This is a genomic window from Xanthomonas sp. LMG 12459 (genome assembly GCF_009192905.1).
In the GTDB taxonomy this organism is placed as follows: domain Bacteria; phylum Pseudomonadota; class Gammaproteobacteria; order Xanthomonadales; family Xanthomonadaceae; genus Xanthomonas_A; species Xanthomonas_A sontii.
The window spans coordinates 1-15,014 of the sequence record NZ_NSGT01000002.1; the positions used below are offsets into that span (position 1 = coordinate 1).

Below are 15,014 nucleotides of genomic sequence, written 5' to 3' on the forward strand. Positions count from 1 at the left end.
CGCCTCCAGCAGGTCGCGCTCGAAGCAGCGCAGCGACCAGGCCAGCGGCGCTTCGGCGGCCAGCCGCGCGCGCACCCGCGCGTACGCCAGATACAGGTCCGGCGCCGGATCGTCGCGCGGCGCCAGACGCAGCGTCAGTTCGTTGATGTAGAAGCCGGCCAGCATCGCCTCGCCGCTCAGCCGCGGCGCCGCATCCATCGCCTCGGCCGCGCGCAGTTGCGCCAGTTCGCCGCGGCGCTGCGCGCTGAAGCGGATCGACTGCAGCGGCTGCAACGCCGCGCGCAAGGCCTGCTTCTTCGGCCCGTGCACGCCGCGCGCCAGCACGCCGAGCCGGCCGTGATGCACGCTCAGCACCTCCACCAGCAGGCTGGTCTCGCGCCAGGGCCGGGCGTGCAGGACGAAACCGGGTTCGTGCTCGATCAAGGCTGCAGGGGCTGGGAATGGGGAGTGGGGAATAGGGAATGGAACAGCATGCCGTCCCTGGCCGCATCATCGTCCAACGAACGGAAGGAGCCAGCGTCGTGTAGAAGCGGCTTCAGCCGCGGCGGGCGTTACCGGGGGAGCGCACGTGGCTGAAGCCGCCCCTACGCACGCCATGATTGTCCGGGAGGCGCGGAAATCCGATTCCCGATTCCCGATTCACCATTCCCGGCTTATTCCCCGTACCCGAACGCCTTCAGCGCGGCTTCGTCGTCGGACCAGCCCTCGCGCACGCGGACCCAGGTCTCCAGGAATACCTTGGCGCCGAACAGGCGTTCCATCTGCTGGCGGGCCTTGGCGCCGATGTCCTTCAGGCGGGTGCCGCCCTTGCCGATCACGATCGCCTTCTGGCCTTCGCGCTCGACCCAGATCACCGCGCCGATGCGCAGCAGCGCGCCGTCCTCGGCGAAGCGTTCGATCTCCACGGTGGTCGCGTACGGCAGTTCCTCGCCGAGCTGGCGCATCAACTGCTCGCGCACCAGTTCGCCGGCCAGGAAGCGTTGGCTGCGGTCGGTGATCTCGTCCTCGCCGAACATCGGCGGCGCTTCCGGCACCAATGCCAGCAGGTCGCGCACCAGCGCCTCCAGGCCCTTGCGCTTGAGCGCGGAGATCGGATGCACCGCGGCGAAGCTGCGGCCCTCGCTGACCTGCTGCAGGAACGGCAGCAGCGCGGTCTTGTCCTTGAGCCGGTCGACCTTGTTGACCACCAGCACCACCGGGATGCCGGCGTCGCTGAGCACGTTGAACGCCAGCGTGTCCTCCTCGTCCCAGCGCCCGGCTTCGATCACCAGCAGGCCGGCGTCCACGCCTTCCAGGGAGCCGCGCGCGGCGCGGTTCATCACCCGGTTCATGGCGCGCTTCTGCTCGCGGTGCAGGCCGGGGGTATCGACCAGCAGCAACTGACCGGCCGGGAAGCTGGCGATGCCCAGCAGCCGGTGCCGGGTGGTCTGCGGCCGATTGGAGACGATGCTGACCTTGGCGCCCACCAGGGCGTTGGTCAGGGTGGACTTGCCCACGTTGGGGCGGCCGATCACGGCCACGCTGCCGCTGCGGTAAGGGGGAGTGGCTTGTTCGTTCACTTGCTCGAATCCAGTTGCTCGATGGCGGCGGCGGCGGCCTGCTGCTCGGCCAGGCGCCGCGAGGTGCCCTCGCCCTCGGTCACCAGGGCGGGCTCGGCGAGTACGCAGCGTACCCGGAATAGCTTGGCGTGCTCGTCGCCGGTCTCGCTGATCAGTTCGTAGGCCGGCAGGGTCCGCTGCCGGGCCTGCAGCCATTCCTGCAGGCGGGTCTTGGCGTCCTTCTCCACCTTGCCCACCGGCAGCGCCGCCAGCGCGGCCTCGAACCAGGGCAGGATGGTGGCGCGGCAGGTCTCGAAGCCGGCGTCCAGGTAGATCGCCGCGACCACGGCCTCCACCGCATCGGCCAGGATCGAGTCGCGGCGATGGCCACCGGACTTCATCTCGCCCGGCCCCAGGGTCAGGCGTTCGCCCAGTTCCAGTTGCCGGCCGATCGCGGCCAGCGAGGCCTCGCGCACCAGTTCGGCGCGGGCACGGGTCAGCGCGCCTTCGTCGGCCTTGGGCCAGCGCTGGTACAGCGCCTCGGCGATCAGCAGGTTGACGATACCGTCGCCGAGGAATTCCAGGCGTTCGTTGTGCGGTGCGCCGGCACTGCGATGGGTCAGCGCCTGTGCCAGCAACTGCGGCTCGGCGAAGCGGTGACCGATGCGGTCACCGCGCAGGATGGTCTTACTGGCCACCACGCGTCGTCAGGTCCTGGGTGGCGTCGAACTTGCCGACCACGTCCAGATTGGCGATCAGCGGGCGGCGCACTTCGTAGGCCACGTGCATCTTCACGCCGGTGTCGGTGCGCTCGAAGGTGACGTCGCCCGGCTTCACGTTGTCCGAGTTGTTGATGTCCAGGCGCCGGAACAGCGAGGCCTTGGCCTGCGACGGGTCCATCTCGGCACTGCCGGCCTCGGTCGCCAGGCCCTTCATCGCCGAGCGCACCGCATAGAACTCCATGTACATCGGGAACAGCTTCATGCCGATGTAGACGAAGAATCCGACCACCGCCAGCACGATCACGAACGAGGTCAAGGTCATGCCACTTTGCTTGTGCTTCATCGCGCTTCCCCTCACGCAAGTCACTGAATGGTCGTCCCGATCCGCGACGGATCGAAACTGCCGCTGCAAAACCAGCCTTCGCAATTGAGCCAGATCAGGAACGCCTTGCCGCGCAGGTTCTCCTCGGGCAGGAAATGGGTCTGGGTCCAGAACCGGCTGTCCTCGCTGTTGTCGCGATTATCGCCCATCACGAAGTACTTGCCCGGCGGCACCACCCAGTCGCCCTGGCCGGCCGGATTGTTGCGGTCGATCCATTCCAGCTCGGTGTGGGTGCGGCCCGGCAGGTACTCGGTGAGCAGCGTGGCACCGGTCATTTCCGCGCCCTTGCCCTTGCCGACGTACTCGCCCATGACCTTGTACTTCATCGGCGTGCCGTTGATGTACAGGGTGTCGCCGTGGAAGCCGATGCGGTCGCCCGGCAGGCCGATCACGCGCTTGATCCAGTTTTCGTCCGGCTTGTGCGGCGGCTTGAACACCACCACGTCGCCGCGCTTGGGCTCGCCGACCGGAATGATCTTCTGGTTGGTGATCGGCAGGCGGAAGCCGTAGGAGAACTTGTTGACCAGGATGAAATCGCCGACCAGCAGGTTCGGCATCATCGAGCTGGACGGAATCTTGTACGGCTCGGCGATGAAGCTGCGCAGGATCAGCACCACCGCCAGCACCGGAAAAAACGCCCGCGAGTAGTCGACGATCACCGGCTCGCTGTCGAGCAGGCCGGCGCGCGCGGCGCGGCGCTTGGCGAAGAACAGCTTGTCCAGCAGGGTGATGATGCCGGTGGCGAAGGTCAGGACCACCAGCGCGATTTCAAACCATTTCATTCGTATTCCTTCGGAATGGGAATCGGGAATGGAGAACGGGGAATCGGGAAGGCAAGAGCATGCGCTCTTTCCATTCCCCATTCCCTATTCACGACTCCCAGCTACTTGTCCATCTGCAGCACGGCCAGGAAGGCTTCCTGCGGGATTTCCACGCGGCCGACCTGCTTCATGCGCTTCTTGCCTTCCTTCTGCTTTTCCAACAGCTTCTTCTTGCGCGAGACGTCGCCACCATAGCACTTGGCCAGCACGTTCTTGCGCATCGCCTTGACCGTGGTGCGGGCGATGATCTGCGAGCCGATCGCGGCCTGGATCGCCACGTCGAACATCTGCCGCGGGATCAGGTCCTTCATCTTCTCGCACAGTTCGCGGCCGCGGCGGTCGGCGTGGCTGCGGTGGGCGATCAGCGACAGCGCATCGACCTTGTCGCCGTTGATCAGCACGTCCACGCGCACGAACGGGCCGGTGTCGAAACGCACGAAGTGGTAGTCCAGCGAGGCGTAGCCGCGGCTGACCGACTTGAGCTTGTCGAAGAAGTCCAGCACCACCTCGGCCATCGGCAGCTCGTAGCTGATCTGCACCTGGCTGCCCAGGTAGTTGATGCCGATCTGGCTGCCGCGCTTTTCCTCGCACAGCTTGATGATGTTGCCGATGTATTCCTCGGGGGTGAGGATGTTGGCGCGGATGATCGGCTCGCGGATCTCCTCGACCATGTTCACCGGCGGCAGCTTGGCCGGGTTGTCCATGCTGATGATGCTGCCGTCGGTCTTCAGCACCTCGTAGACCACGGTCGGCGCGGTGCTGATCAGGTCCAGGTTGTACTCGCGCTCCAGGCGCTCCTGCACGATTTCCATGTGCAGCATGCCGAGGAAGCCGCAGCGGAAACCGAAGCCCATCGCCTCGGAGCTTTCCGGCTCGAAGCGCAGCGCCGCGTCGTTCAGGCGCAGCTTGTCCAGCGCCTCGCGCAGGTTGGTGTAGTCCTCGGCATCGACCGGGAACAGGCCGGCGAACACGCGCGGCTGCATTTCCTGGAAGCCCGGCAACGGCTTGCTCGCCGGGTCGCCGGCCAGGGTCAGGGTGTCGCCGACCGGCGCACCGTGCACGTCCTTGATGCTGGCGGTGACCCAGCCCACCTCGCCCGCGCGCAGCGCCGGCAGCACCTTGCGCTTGGGCGTGAACACGCCGACGTTGTCGACCTGGTGGGTGCGGCCGGTGGACATCACCAGCAGCTTGTCGCCAGCCTTGATCTCGCCCTGCATCACCCGCACCAGCGAGACCACGCCCAGGTAGTTGTCGAACCAGGAATCGATGATCAGCGCCTGCAGCTTGTCGGTGTCGCGCGGCACCGGCGGCGGGATGCGGTGCACGATCGCCTCCAGCACGTCGCGCACGTTCAGCCCGGTCTTGGCGCTGACCGGCACCGCGTCGGTGGCGTCGATGCCGATCACCGCCTCGATCTCGGCCTTGGCGCGGTCGATGTCGGCGGTGGGCAGGTCGATCTTGTTCAGCACCGGCACCACTTCCAGGCCCTGCTCCACCGCGGTGTAGCAGTTGGCCACCGACTGCGCTTCCACGCCCTGCGCCGCGTCCACCACCAGCAACGCGCCCTCGCAGGCGGCCAGCGAGCGGCTGACTTCGTAGGAGAAGTCGACGTGGCCGGGGGTGTCGATGAAGTTCAGGTGGTAGACCTGCCCGTCCTGCGCGGTGTACGGCAGCGACACGGACTGGGCCTTGATGGTGATGCCGCGTTCGCGCTCGATCGGGTTGGAGTCGAGCACCTGCGCTTCCATCTCGCGCGCTTGCAGGCCGCCGCAGAGTTGGATGATGCGATCGGCCAGGGTCGATTTGCCGTGGTCGACGTGGGCGATGATGGAGAAGTTGCGGATGTTCCGCATCGAATCAGATGACATGAGGTGGGCGGCCAACAAAACCAGCGGCAAAGACATCAACTATGTCGCCATGTACCACATCGCGCAAGTACCGCTCATCTGCATTGGCGGGCAGGATAGCCGAAACAGGCTAACACCTTGACTTTTCAGAAAAATTCAAGTACCAAACCGCAGCCCGGTATCGCACTGGGCAGTCGACACTTTCCTCTTCGAAAGGAACATGAAATGAAAAGGTCAACTTTCTTCAAGAACGTCACGATCGCTTGCATCGCAGCGCTTTGGTCCGTATTGGCCACAGCGGCAGCAGCGCCATCGGACAATGGCGACGACGCTCACCGGCCGACTTCGGCTTTCAGCAACAGCGGCATGCCCAAGCAAAGCTTCAAAATTTGCCCGGTAAAGAACGACAGCGGAAAATCTCAGAAGTACATTGCGTCCCCCAACAAATTGATGGATTGGTGCGACCACTATTGTTGCTGGGTCGAGAATGGGGTTAAGTACTGCCGTGTGGACTGCACATGCGCTTGATGAGAAACACCAGCGACATGACCTTGGCGAGGCGCACACTCGACTAGAAGCATCGACTCACGCAGCGATCAATAGCGTCGATGCCGCAATCACGAACCGTGCCTCACCAGAACCAACGCAGGGCTGGAGTGCCAGCCCTGCGTTTTTCTTCATCCAAAGAGGCAATGCATTACGACAGCGAGATCATTCCACGCTGATGGCCACGAACTGACTCGCCGGACTACCTGGCGCACGCACCAACAACATCACCACGTCGCCCTTCTTAGCGTCGGACGTGAGCTTGTGGAATTGAGCCGGACTGGAAACCGGAACCCGCCCGACCTGCAGCACGATCATGCCAGGTCGCAATTGCGACTTTCTCGCAAGCGCACTGCTGACCTGCGCCACTTGCACGCCTTGGTCGGGCTCCAATCCAAGCTTCTGGCGCATTTGCGCAGGGATCTCCTGGACGCTGATGCCCAGCGCGGTGCCCTCAGCCGCCTGTGGCGCAGGCGCCGCCCCGGCGCGACCAGGCAGTTGCTGACCCAACATTCCATCGTCGGCAATCAGCTCGCTCAAGGTCACCATGACGTCCCGCTCCTTGCCATCGCGAACGATCGTAACGCGCGCCTTGCTTCCAGGCGGCAACATGCCCACCAACGGAGGCAAATCCTCGCGCGTGTTGATCCTCTGACCATTGAAGGCAACGATGAAGTCGCCGGGTTCGATACCGGCCTTGGCCGCACCAGTGCCCGGCTGGACACCATTGACCAGAGCACCGCGCGTGTCCGGCAGCCCCAGCCCCTTAGCCTCGACGTCACTGATGTTCGGTTGCATGGTCACGCCCAGCATTCCGCGACTGACCTTGCCGGTCTTCTTGATCTGCTCGACCGCGCTCATCGCCAGGTCGATCGGGATCGCGAAGCTGATGCCCATGTAGCCGCCGGATGCGGAGAAGATCTGCGAGTTGATGCCGACCACCTCACCGCGGGTGTTGAGCAGCGGGCCGCCGGAGTTGCCCTGGTTGATCGCCACGTCGGTCTGGATGAACGGCACGTAGCGCTGGTCGGCGTAGGGGTTGCTGCGGCCGGTGGCGCTGACGATGCCGGCGGTGACCGAGTGGTCCAGGCCGAACGGCGAACCGATCGCCACCACCCACTGGCCGGGCTTGAGCAGGTTGGAGTCGCCGATGCGCACCGTCGGCAGGTTCTTGCCGTCGATCTTCAGCAGCGCCACGTCGTACTGCTGGTCGCTGCCGACCACCTTGGCGGTGAACTCGCGGCGGTCGGTGAGCTTGACCTTGACCTCGCTGGCGCCGTCGACCACGTGGTGGTTGGTCAGCACGTAGCCATCGGGCGAGATGATGAAGCCCGAGCCCATCGAACGGCCGGCGGGCGCGCCATCGTCGTCGTCCGGCGCGCCGCGGCCGCCGCGCGGCTGCCCGGGCATGCCCGGCATGCCGTCCGGACCGAAGAAGCGGCGGAAGAACTCGGGGATCTGGTCGTCGTCGGGCATGCCGCCGCCGGAGCGTGCGGCCGCGGCGCGGCGACTGATGGTGGTCTCGACATTGACCACGCCGGGACCGACCTGCTCGACCAGGCGGGTGAAGTCGGGAAGGTTGCCGACCAGCTGCGGCGCGGGCGCGGCCTGCGCGGCCGGCGGCGGGGCGCTGGCGGCGCTGGGGCTGGGCTGCTGCGCGCAGGCGGCCAGCGGCACGGTCAGCGCCAGCAGGCCCAACAGATGGTGGCGGATACGGTGAGTCATCGGACGCAAGCCTCCGGTTCGGGAAGGAGAACAACGAGGGGACGAAGCAACGGGGACCACGCGCCGGAATGAGGCACGGACGCCTGCCGGCGCGCGGGGTCAGGGCTGCGGATGCAGCGGCGGGTTGGCCACGGCGTCGGCAGGCAATCGGGGTTCGAACGGATAGAACGCCGCCGGGTCCGCGCCGCTGTGCGGGAAGCTGGCGGTGAATTCGCTCCCGGCATCGGCGGATGGCAGCGTCGAGCGCGGCCACGGCCGGGCCTGCAGCGGCGTCGCCGGATGCCCAAAGGGATCGCTGGCGCGTTGCGCGACCATCGTCGGCGGCGCGACCGGCGCAACGAACGGCGTCTGCGCCGGCGCCTTGGCCTGCGGTTTGGTAGGCGCCGCTGCGGCATAGGCGCGCTCGGCCGGGACGCTGCGGGTGCGCGCGGCCTGTTCGCTACGGGTGGCCTCGCGTCGCGCCGCCGCGGCCGCCTCCTGGCGACGATTGGCGGCGATCGCCATTGCCGGCGCGGCGGCGACGGCCGCGGCGAGATCGCCCTGCGGATCGGCCGGTGCCGGCGCGGGTGTCGGGACCTGCGGCGTGGTGGCGGCCGGCGCCGGGCTCGGCACGGTGGCATCGACGACCTGCGCCGGCGCCAACGCCTCGGGCGTCTGCGGCAGGCGCTGGGTCACGAACAGCGCGAGCAGCGCGACCGAAGCGGCCAGGGCCGCACTGCCGCCCCAGCGCCAGGTGCGGCGCTTGCCGGCGGCGCTGGCCGCATCGGCACGCGCGGCCTGCTGCGCTTCGGCGGCCACCGCCTGGCGCACGCGGGCACTGAAATCGCTGGGCGCCGGTACGCTGACGCGGCCGCGCAGGATGTCGCCGCACAGCTGCCAGCGCTCGTGGCAGCCGGACAACTCCTCGTCGTGCTGCAGCCGGCGCAGCACGAAGCGTGCCTCGTCGGCCGGCAGTTCGCCGTCGATCAGGGCGGACAGTTGCTGCCGGTAGTGCAGCTCGAACTTGTCCGGCGCGGCGCTGTCGGGCGCCGGCACAGGCTTGGGAAAGGGCGTGCTATCGGTCATACGCGGTGTCGCTCACGGGTGGCGCTGTCGGTATCCAGCAGGGGACGGAGTTCGGCGTCGATGGCCTCGCGGGCGCGGAAGATCCGCGAACGCACGGTGCCGATCGGGCAGCCCATCTTCTGCGCGATGTCCTCGTAGCTCATGCCCTCCACCTCGCGCAGGGTGATGGCGGTACGCAACTCTTCCGGCAAGGCATCGACCGCCTTCATCACCGTGCGTTCCAGCTCCTGGCGCATCAACTCGCGTTCGGGCGTGTCGGTGTCGCGCAGGCGGGTGCCGCTGTCGAACTGCTCGGCATCGAGCACATCGACGTCGTCGGTGGGAGGCCTGCGGTTGTGCGCGACCAGGTAGTTCTTGGCGGTGTTCACGGCGATCCGGTGCAACCATGTGGAGAACTGGGCGTCGCCGCGGAAACTCCCGATCGCGCGGTAGGCGCGGATGAAAGTGTCCTGGGCCACGTCCTGACATTCGCTCCAGTCGGCGATGTAGCGCCCGATCAGGCCGACGATCCGATGCTGGTACTTGCGCACCAGCACATCGAATGCCGCGCTTTCGCCGCGCTGCACACGCCGGACCAGTTCAAGGTCCAGCTCCTGGGGTGTTTCGACATCGGCCATAGCGGGCCGCACTCCTGTCAGCCCAACCTACGTCGGACCCTCTGACCGCCAATTCGGAAAAAAGTTCAGCGCCCCTCAGCGGATCGCCGCCCCACGACGTTAACCGGCGTTCCGTTAGGCTGGCGCAAGGCCAGCGGTCGCGGGACGCGCCTCAATTCCCCTGGATTGGGATTTGACGCGACGGAAACAACCTCTGGATGATAACGATCTTCTCCATACACAAGCGGATGGTCCTCCCCATGCTTTCAGGCTTCGACGGGCTCCGATTCAGTCACTGGCAAGCGGACATCCGCGGCGACGGCATCGTCGTGCTCAGCCTCGACCGCCAGGACGCGCCCGTCAACGCGCTGTCGCAGGACGTGTTGCTGGAGCTGGGCAATCTGCTCGAGCGCATCGCCATCGATCCGCCCAAGGGCGTGGTGATCCGCTCGGCCAAGGACAACGGCTTCATCGCCGGCGCCGACCTCAAGGAATTCCAGGAATTCGACCGCCGCGGCACCGTCAACGACGCTATCCGCCGCGGCCAGGCCACCTTCCAGAAGCTGGCCGAGCTGCCCTGCCCCACGGTCGCGGCGATCCACGGCTTCTGCATGGGCGGCGGCACCGAGATCGCCCTGGCCTGCCGCTACCGGGTGGCTTCCAGCGACGCCTCCACCCGCATCGGCCTGCCCGAAACCAAGCTCGGCATCTTCCCCGGCTGGGGCGGCAGCGCGCGCCTGCCGCGGCTGATCGGCGCGCCGGCGGCAATGGACCTCATGCTCACCGGGCGCACCGTGTCGGCCTCGGCGGCGCGGGCGATGGGCCTGGTCGACAAGGTCGCCGCGCCGGCCGTGCTCACCGATACCGCCGTGGCGCTGGCGCTGTCCGGCAGCACACGTCCCTTCAAGCAGCGCGCCACCGCCTGGGCCACCAACACCTGGCCGGCGCGCAAGCTGCTGGCGCCGCAGATGCGCAAGCAGGTGGCGCGCAAGGCGCGCAAGGAACACTACCCGGCGCCGTATGCGCTGATCGGGGTGTGGGAACGCAGCGGCGGCAGCGGTATCCAGGCGCGCCTGGACGCCGAGCGCAAGGCCGTGGTCAAGCTGGCCAGCACCCCGACCGCGCGCAACCTGATCCGCATCTTCTTCCTCACCGAGCGGCTCAAGGCGCTGGGCGGCAAGGACCACGGCATCCGCCACGTGCACGTGGTCGGCGCCGGGGTGATGGGCGGCGACATCGCCGCCTGGTCGGCCTACAAGGGCTTCGAGGTGACCCTGCAGGATCGCGAGCAGCGCTTCATCGACGGCGCGCTGAGCCGCGCCGGCGAGCTGTTCGCCAAGCGGGTCAAGGACGACAGCAAGCGCCCGGCGGTGGCGGCGCGCCTGAAGGGCGATCTGGCCGGCGAGGGCGTGCCGAGCGCCGATCTGGTGATCGAGGCGATCATCGAGAACCCGCAGGCCAAGCGCGAGCTGTATCAGTCCCTGGAACCGCGCATGCAGCCGACTGCGCTGCTCAGCACCAACACCTCCTCGATCCCGCTGACCGAACTGCGCGAGCACATCCAGCGCCCGGCGCAGTTCGGCGGCCTGCACTACTTCAACCCGGTGGCGCAGATGCCGCTGGTGGAGATCGTCTGCCACGACGGCCTGGCGCCGGAAAACCAGAAGCGGCTGGCCGCGTTCTGCAAGGCGATCGACAAGCTGCCGGTGCCGGTCGCTGGCACGCCCGGGTTCCTGGTCAACCGCGTGCTGTTCCCGTACATGCTGGAAGCGGCCACCGCCTACGCCGAAGGCATTCCCGGCCCGGCGATCGACAAGGCCGCGGTCAAGTTCGGCATGCCGATGGGGCCGATCGAACTGATCGACGCCGTGGGCCTGGACGTGGCCGCCGGCGTCGGTGCCGAGCTGGCGCCGTTCCTGGGCCTGCCGATTCCAGCGGCGCTGCAGACGGTGGAGCCGGGCAAGCGCGGCAAGAAGGACGGCCAGGGCCTGTACGCCTGGGAGAACGGCCGCGCCAAGAAGCCGGAACTGCCCAAGGACTACCGTACACCGGACGATCTGGAAGACCGCCTGATCCTGCCGCTGCTCAACGAAGCGGTGGCCTGCCTGCACGAGGGCGTGGTCGCCGACGCCGACCTGCTCGATGCCGGCGTGATCTTCGGCACCGGCTTCGCCCCGTTCCGCGGCGGCCCGATCCAGCACATCCGCGCCGCGGGCGCCGACGTGCTGCTGGCGCGCCTGCGCGCGTTGCAGGCGCGCTACGGCGAGCGTTTCGCGCCGCGGCCGGGTTGGGAGTCGCCGGCGTTGCGCGAACCGGTGGTGTGAGGCGCGCGCACGCCTTCTGTAAGCGTGCGTCAGGGCACCTCCCATAACGACGGGTCGCGCCCCTTTGGCAGCGGCTTCAGCCGCGGCGGGCGTTTCCCGGCAAGACCCGTCGCGGCTGAAGCCGCTCCCACGCGATCTTGCGGCGAATTCGCCGGGCGTACTGTGGGAGAGACTTCAGTCCCGACGCATTACGCAATCGGAAAGCGTGGCCGCTTCGCCCGGCGCGGCTGCATGACAGGTGATTCCCACAAAGCAAGCTGCCCGTAGCTTGATTGCGGGGAAAGCAGGTCGCTGCAGGCGCCCTTCGGTCGCACTCGGCATTCCAGGTGCGCGCGGACGACAAATCCCAAACCAGAACAACGCCGCACCTGCACGAACGCCGTTACGCAGCCGTGCTGCTAGTGCGAATGCCCCTGCATGTGGCCGTGCCCATGTGCGGGATGGGCATGATCGTGACCGTGGTCCTCGTGACCATGCCCGTGATGATCGTGACCACCACCCTCGCCCGCCGCCGGCGTGCCGCACGGGGGTGCGCCGCAATGGCCGGCTTCCATCTGCAGGGTGATGTGATCGATGCCGAACTGCGCATGCAGGCCATCGCACAGCGCGGCGCGCACGGCATCGGCGTCACCGCCGTCGGCGACCACCACATGCGCGGTCAGCGCCGGGGTGCTGGAGGCCAGCGCCCACACGTGCAGGTCGTGCACGCTGGCCACGCCGGGCGCGGCCTGCAGATAGCCGCGCACTGCGCCCAGGTCCACGCCCTTGGGCACGCCTTCCAGCAGCACGTTGATCGCCTCGCGCAGCAGCACCCAGGTCCGCGGCAACACCCACAGACCGATCAGCACCGCCAGGATCGGATCGATCAGTTTCCACCCGGTGACGCGGATCGCCAGCGCGCCGACGATCACCGCGACCGAGCCGAGCATGTCGCTCCACACTTCCAGGTAGGCACCCTTCATGTTGAGGCTCTCGCCGCTGCCGGCCTTGAGCAGGCGCATCGAGATCAGGTTGATCAGCAGGCCGAACGCGGCGATGCCGAGCATGCCGACGGTGGCGATCTCCTGCGGCTGGCGGAAGCGCTGCACCGCCTCCCACAGGATGTAGCCGGCCACCACGAACAGCAGCGCGCCGTTGACCAGCGCGCCCAGCGCCTCCAGCCGTGCGTAGCCATAGCTGCGCTTGGCATCGGGCGGGCGCCGGCTCAGCCGCACCGCGATCAGCGCGATCATCAGCGCCAGCGTGTCGGTGGCCATGTGCGCAGCGTCGGACAGCAGCGCCAGACTGTTGGTGAGGAAGGCGCCGGCCACTTCCACCACCAGGAACAGCGCGGTGAGGCCGAGCGCCCACCACAGGGGCTGCTCGTGGCGGATTTCGGTGGGGGCGTGGCTGTGATCGTGTCCCATGGGGCGACCCGGCGGCGATGCGGAGGAAGATGGCCGCTACCTTAGGCCGCCGCCTGCGCGGAGACTATTACACCGTTCGACAGCGGCACGCGCTCTTGATGCTGTTGTGCAGCCGATGGACCGCAAGCAGACACGGCAACCAGGCACGCCAGATACCGGACTCAGGAAGTCTGATCGCGGCCCGACCTGCCACACGCTGGCCAAGGAAGAGGCGCGGCTCATGAAAGCGCGGATCTCGGCATGGCGGCCGAGACCCGCACGACGCTCAACGGGCCGGCGCCGCCGATGGCGCGCCACCGCTCTGCAACTGCTGCGCCTTGGCCAGGTGCTCGGCCACATGGGTACGCGTGGTGCGCAGATGCGCGACCACGTCCGGGGTCTTCGCAGCCGGGATCAGGGTGCTGTCGAGCATCTGCAGGGCGGCCTGGTGATCCTTGACCATCGCCATGACGTAGGCCTGCTCGAAGCGATCGCCGTCCAGGGCCTGCAGCTTGCCGGCCTCCGCCTTGGCCTGCTGCATCTGCTGCTGCGCCGGTGCGGCCTTCGCATCAGGACCCCACGGCGCGATCTTGGCGTTGTTGTCGGCGTGCTCCTTGACCATCTGCATGGCGTAATCGCGCACCGGGCCCTTGACCTGCTTCTGCAAGGCCAGGTTACCGGCGTTGACCTCGCTGGTGTTGATCGCCGACAACACGCCGAGCGCCTGCTTTTCGTTGAGCGCGGACGCGCGCGCGCCTTGCGCGCCCTGCATGCCGGTCGACGTCTGCGCGGCAGAGGTCGACGGCGTTTGCTGCTGCATGGCGCCGGGATCGGTACTGCCGGCCTGGCCGGACGTATCGGTCTGCGCATGCGCAAGGCCGACGCCGAGAACCGACATGAGCGCCAGAGAGAACGCGGAACGGGAATGACGCATGACAATCTCCTTTGCATGACAGGTATCGCCATGCTCCGCGGCCTTTCGTGAGCGCTTGGTTGAACGTGGGTGCAGGCGATGCGAAATGCTGCAGATGCACGTGGACTGCGGCGCCTACGCCTACGGCAAGCAGCGCAGCAACAGCACACTGAGGCTGGCCAGCGCCAGCAACGACAGCGTGCCGGCCGCCAAGACGCGGCCGCCGGACGCAAGCACGGTGCGCAGATTCACCGACAGGCCCAACGCGGCCATCGCCACCAAGGTAAACAGCAGCGACAGCGACTGCGCCGCTTCGATGAGCAACGCCGGCAGCACGCCCAGCGCGCGCAGGCCCATCATGCCGACGAAGCCGAACACGAACCACGGCACCAGCGCGTGCGCCGGGCGCCGCGGCGCCGGCGATCCACCACGGACCAGCCCCAGCAGCAACATCACCGGCCCGAGCATCAGCACCCGCATCAGCTTGACCAGCGCCCCCACCTGCGCGCTCAGCGCGCCCACCGGCACGGTCGCCGCCAGCACCTGCGGCACCGCGTACACGGTCAGGCCGGCGAGGATGCCGTAGTGGCGCTGGTCCAGGCCCAGCACGGGCACCGCCAGCGGCAACAGCAACACCACCAGCACGCCCAGCGCCGCGGTGAAGGCGATCGCTGCAGCGACATCCTCGGAGTCGGCGTCGATCACCGGCGCTGCCGCCACGATCGCCGAATTGCCGCAGATCGCATTGCCGCACGCGACCAGCGTGGCCAGCCGCGACGGCAGGCCCAGCGCGCGACCGATGCCGTAGCCGATGGCGATCGCCAGCAGCACCACCGCGGCGATGGCGCCCAGCAACAGACCGCCGGCCGCGCCGATGGCGCCGATGCCGACCGAGGCGCCGAGCAGCACGATGGCCAGTTCCAGCGGCAGCTTGGCGGCGAAGGCGATGCCGGCGTGCGTGGACGGCGGCAGGCGCCACGCCGTGCGCAGCAAGGTGCCGAGCACGATCGCGAACACCAGCGCGTCGATCCAGCGCCGGCCCAGCCACTGCAGTTGCGCGCGCTCGGCCAGCCAGGCCAGCGCCGCCACCGCGATGGCCAGGGCCAGGCCGGGCAGCAAGATGGAAGGTCTGTGCGGTTGGGTGCGCATG

At 67.8% G+C, this 15,014-nt stretch carries 14 protein-coding genes; 2 read left to right on the top strand and 12 right to left on the bottom strand.

Annotation, left to right across the window (positions count from 1 at the left end; translation table 11 throughout):
- The 6 genes from recO to lepA form a co-directional block, all read right to left on the bottom strand.
- Positions 1-423 (bottom strand): DNA repair protein RecO (gene recO / locus CEK65_RS00445; protein WP_152180406.1); only part of this gene is annotated, 423 nt, incomplete at its 3' end.
- A gap of 230 nt (positions 424-653) precedes the next feature.
- Positions 654-1,559 carry a GTPase Era gene (era, locus tag CEK65_RS00450; protein ID WP_010340598.1) on the bottom strand — a complete coding sequence of 302 codons (906 nt, stop codon included), beginning with the start codon at positions 1,557-1,559 and terminating at the stop codon, positions 654-656.
- On the bottom strand, positions 1,556-2,236 hold the full coding sequence (gene rnc / locus CEK65_RS00455; RefSeq protein ID WP_152180407.1) for a ribonuclease III: 681 nt from the start codon (positions 2,234-2,236) through the stop codon (positions 1,556-1,558). The genes era and rnc overlap by 4 nt, the downstream gene beginning before the upstream one ends.
- Positions 2,226-2,603 (bottom strand): DUF4845 domain-containing protein, encoded by a 378-nt coding sequence (locus CEK65_RS00460; protein WP_010340596.1) that lies wholly within the window; start codon positions 2,601-2,603, stop codon positions 2,226-2,228. Before CEK65_RS00460 ends, rnc begins: the two co-directional genes overlap by 11 nt.
- A 20-nt stretch (positions 2,604-2,623) precedes the next feature.
- Positions 2,624-3,424 carry a signal peptidase I gene (gene lepB, locus CEK65_RS00465; protein ID WP_010340595.1) on the bottom strand — a complete coding sequence of 267 codons (801 nt, stop codon included), beginning with the start codon at positions 3,422-3,424 and terminating at the stop codon, positions 2,624-2,626.
- Between the two features lie 101 nt (positions 3,425-3,525).
- Positions 3,526-5,316, bottom strand: coding sequence for a translation elongation factor 4 (gene lepA / locus CEK65_RS00470; RefSeq protein ID WP_193314649.1), 1,791 nt, complete (start codon positions 5,314-5,316; stop codon positions 3,526-3,528).
- Between lepA and CEK65_RS20900 the strand changes: the two genes are divergently transcribed.
- On the top strand, positions 5,306-5,452 hold the full coding sequence (locus tag CEK65_RS20900; protein ID WP_193314650.1) for a hypothetical protein: 147 nt from the start codon (positions 5,306-5,308) through the stop codon (positions 5,450-5,452). The genes lepA and CEK65_RS20900 overlap by 11 nt on opposite strands.
- A gap of 569 nt (positions 5,453-6,021) precedes the next feature.
- Here the strand turns inward: CEK65_RS20900 and CEK65_RS00475 are convergent.
- The 3 genes from CEK65_RS00475 to rpoE form a co-directional block, all read right to left on the bottom strand.
- Positions 6,022-7,581: a DegQ family serine endoprotease gene (locus CEK65_RS00475; protein WP_191091316.1), complete on the bottom strand. Its 1,560-nt coding sequence runs from the start codon at positions 7,579-7,581 to the stop codon at positions 6,022-6,024.
- A 99-nt stretch (positions 7,582-7,680) separates the two neighbouring features.
- Positions 7,681-8,646, bottom strand: coding sequence for a sigma-E factor negative regulatory protein (locus tag CEK65_RS00480; RefSeq protein ID WP_152180409.1), 966 nt, complete (start codon positions 8,644-8,646; stop codon positions 7,681-7,683).
- Positions 8,643-9,263, bottom strand: a complete 621-nt coding sequence (gene rpoE / locus CEK65_RS00485) for an RNA polymerase sigma factor RpoE (protein WP_010340494.1) — start codon at positions 9,261-9,263, stop codon at positions 8,643-8,645. The genes CEK65_RS00480 and rpoE overlap by 4 nt, the downstream gene beginning before the upstream one ends.
- Before the next feature lie 239 nt (positions 9,264-9,502).
- Between rpoE and CEK65_RS00490 the strand changes: the two genes are divergently transcribed.
- A complete protein-coding gene (locus CEK65_RS00490; RefSeq protein WP_152180410.1) occupies positions 9,503-11,566 on the top strand; it encodes a 3-hydroxyacyl-CoA dehydrogenase NAD-binding domain-containing protein in 2,064 nt (687 codons plus the stop codon).
- A 398-nt stretch (positions 11,567-11,964) separates the two neighbouring features.
- Here the strand turns inward: CEK65_RS00490 and CEK65_RS00495 are convergent, their stop codons facing one another.
- The 3 genes from CEK65_RS00495 to CEK65_RS00505 all read right to left on the bottom strand — a co-directional run bounded on the left by CEK65_RS00495 (position 11,965) and on the right by CEK65_RS00505 (position 15,013).
- Positions 11,965-12,972 (bottom strand): cation diffusion facilitator family transporter, encoded by a 1,008-nt coding sequence (locus CEK65_RS00495; protein WP_152180411.1) that lies wholly within the window; start codon positions 12,970-12,972, stop codon positions 11,965-11,967.
- A 265-nt stretch (positions 12,973-13,237) separates the two neighbouring features.
- On the bottom strand, positions 13,238-13,849 hold the full coding sequence (locus CEK65_RS00500; RefSeq protein ID WP_152180460.1) for a DUF4142 domain-containing protein: 612 nt from the start codon (positions 13,847-13,849) through the stop codon (positions 13,238-13,240).
- A gap of 156 nt (positions 13,850-14,005) precedes the next feature.
- Complete coding sequence (locus CEK65_RS00505) at positions 14,006-15,013, bottom strand: putative sulfate exporter family transporter (RefSeq protein WP_152180412.1); 1,008 nt, start codon at positions 15,011-15,013, stop codon at positions 14,006-14,008.
- Position 15,014 lies beyond the last annotated feature (1 nt).

Excerpts from the sequence above, each read along its gene's own strand:
- CEK65_RS00460 (WP_010340596.1), bottom strand. The coding sequence starts at position 2,603 with ATGAAGCACAAGCAAAGTGGCATGACCTTGACCTCGTTCGTGATCGTG.
- lepB (WP_010340595.1), bottom strand. The coding sequence starts at position 3,424 with ATGAAATGGTTTGAAATCGCGCTGGTGGTCCTGACCTTCGCCACCGGC.
- CEK65_RS20900 (WP_193314650.1), top strand. The coding sequence starts at position 5,306 with ATGTTCCGCATCGAATCAGATGACATGAGGTGGGCGGCCAACAAAACC.
- lepA (WP_193314649.1), bottom strand. The coding sequence starts at position 5,316 with ATGCGGAACATCCGCAACTTCTCCATCATCGCCCACGTCGACCACGGC.
- CEK65_RS00475 (WP_191091316.1), bottom strand. The coding sequence starts at position 7,581 with ATGACTCACCGTATCCGCCACCATCTGTTGGGCCTGCTGGCGCTGACC.
- CEK65_RS00480 (WP_152180409.1), bottom strand. The coding sequence starts at position 8,646 with ATGACCGATAGCACGCCCTTTCCCAAGCCTGTGCCGGCGCCCGACAGC.
- rpoE (WP_010340494.1), bottom strand. The coding sequence starts at position 9,263 with ATGGCCGATGTCGAAACACCCCAGGAGCTGGACCTTGAACTGGTCCGG.
- CEK65_RS00490 (WP_152180410.1), top strand. The coding sequence starts at position 9,503 with ATGCTTTCAGGCTTCGACGGGCTCCGATTCAGTCACTGGCAAGCGGAC.
- CEK65_RS00495 (WP_152180411.1), bottom strand. The coding sequence starts at position 12,972 with ATGGGACACGATCACAGCCACGCCCCCACCGAAATCCGCCACGAGCAG.
- CEK65_RS00500 (WP_152180460.1), bottom strand. The coding sequence starts at position 13,849 with ATGTCGGTTCTCGGCGTCGGCCTTGCGCATGCGCAGACCGATACGTCC.
- CEK65_RS00505 (WP_152180412.1), bottom strand. The coding sequence starts at position 15,013 with ATGCGCACCCAACCGCACAGACCTTCCATCTTGCTGCCCGGCCTGGCC.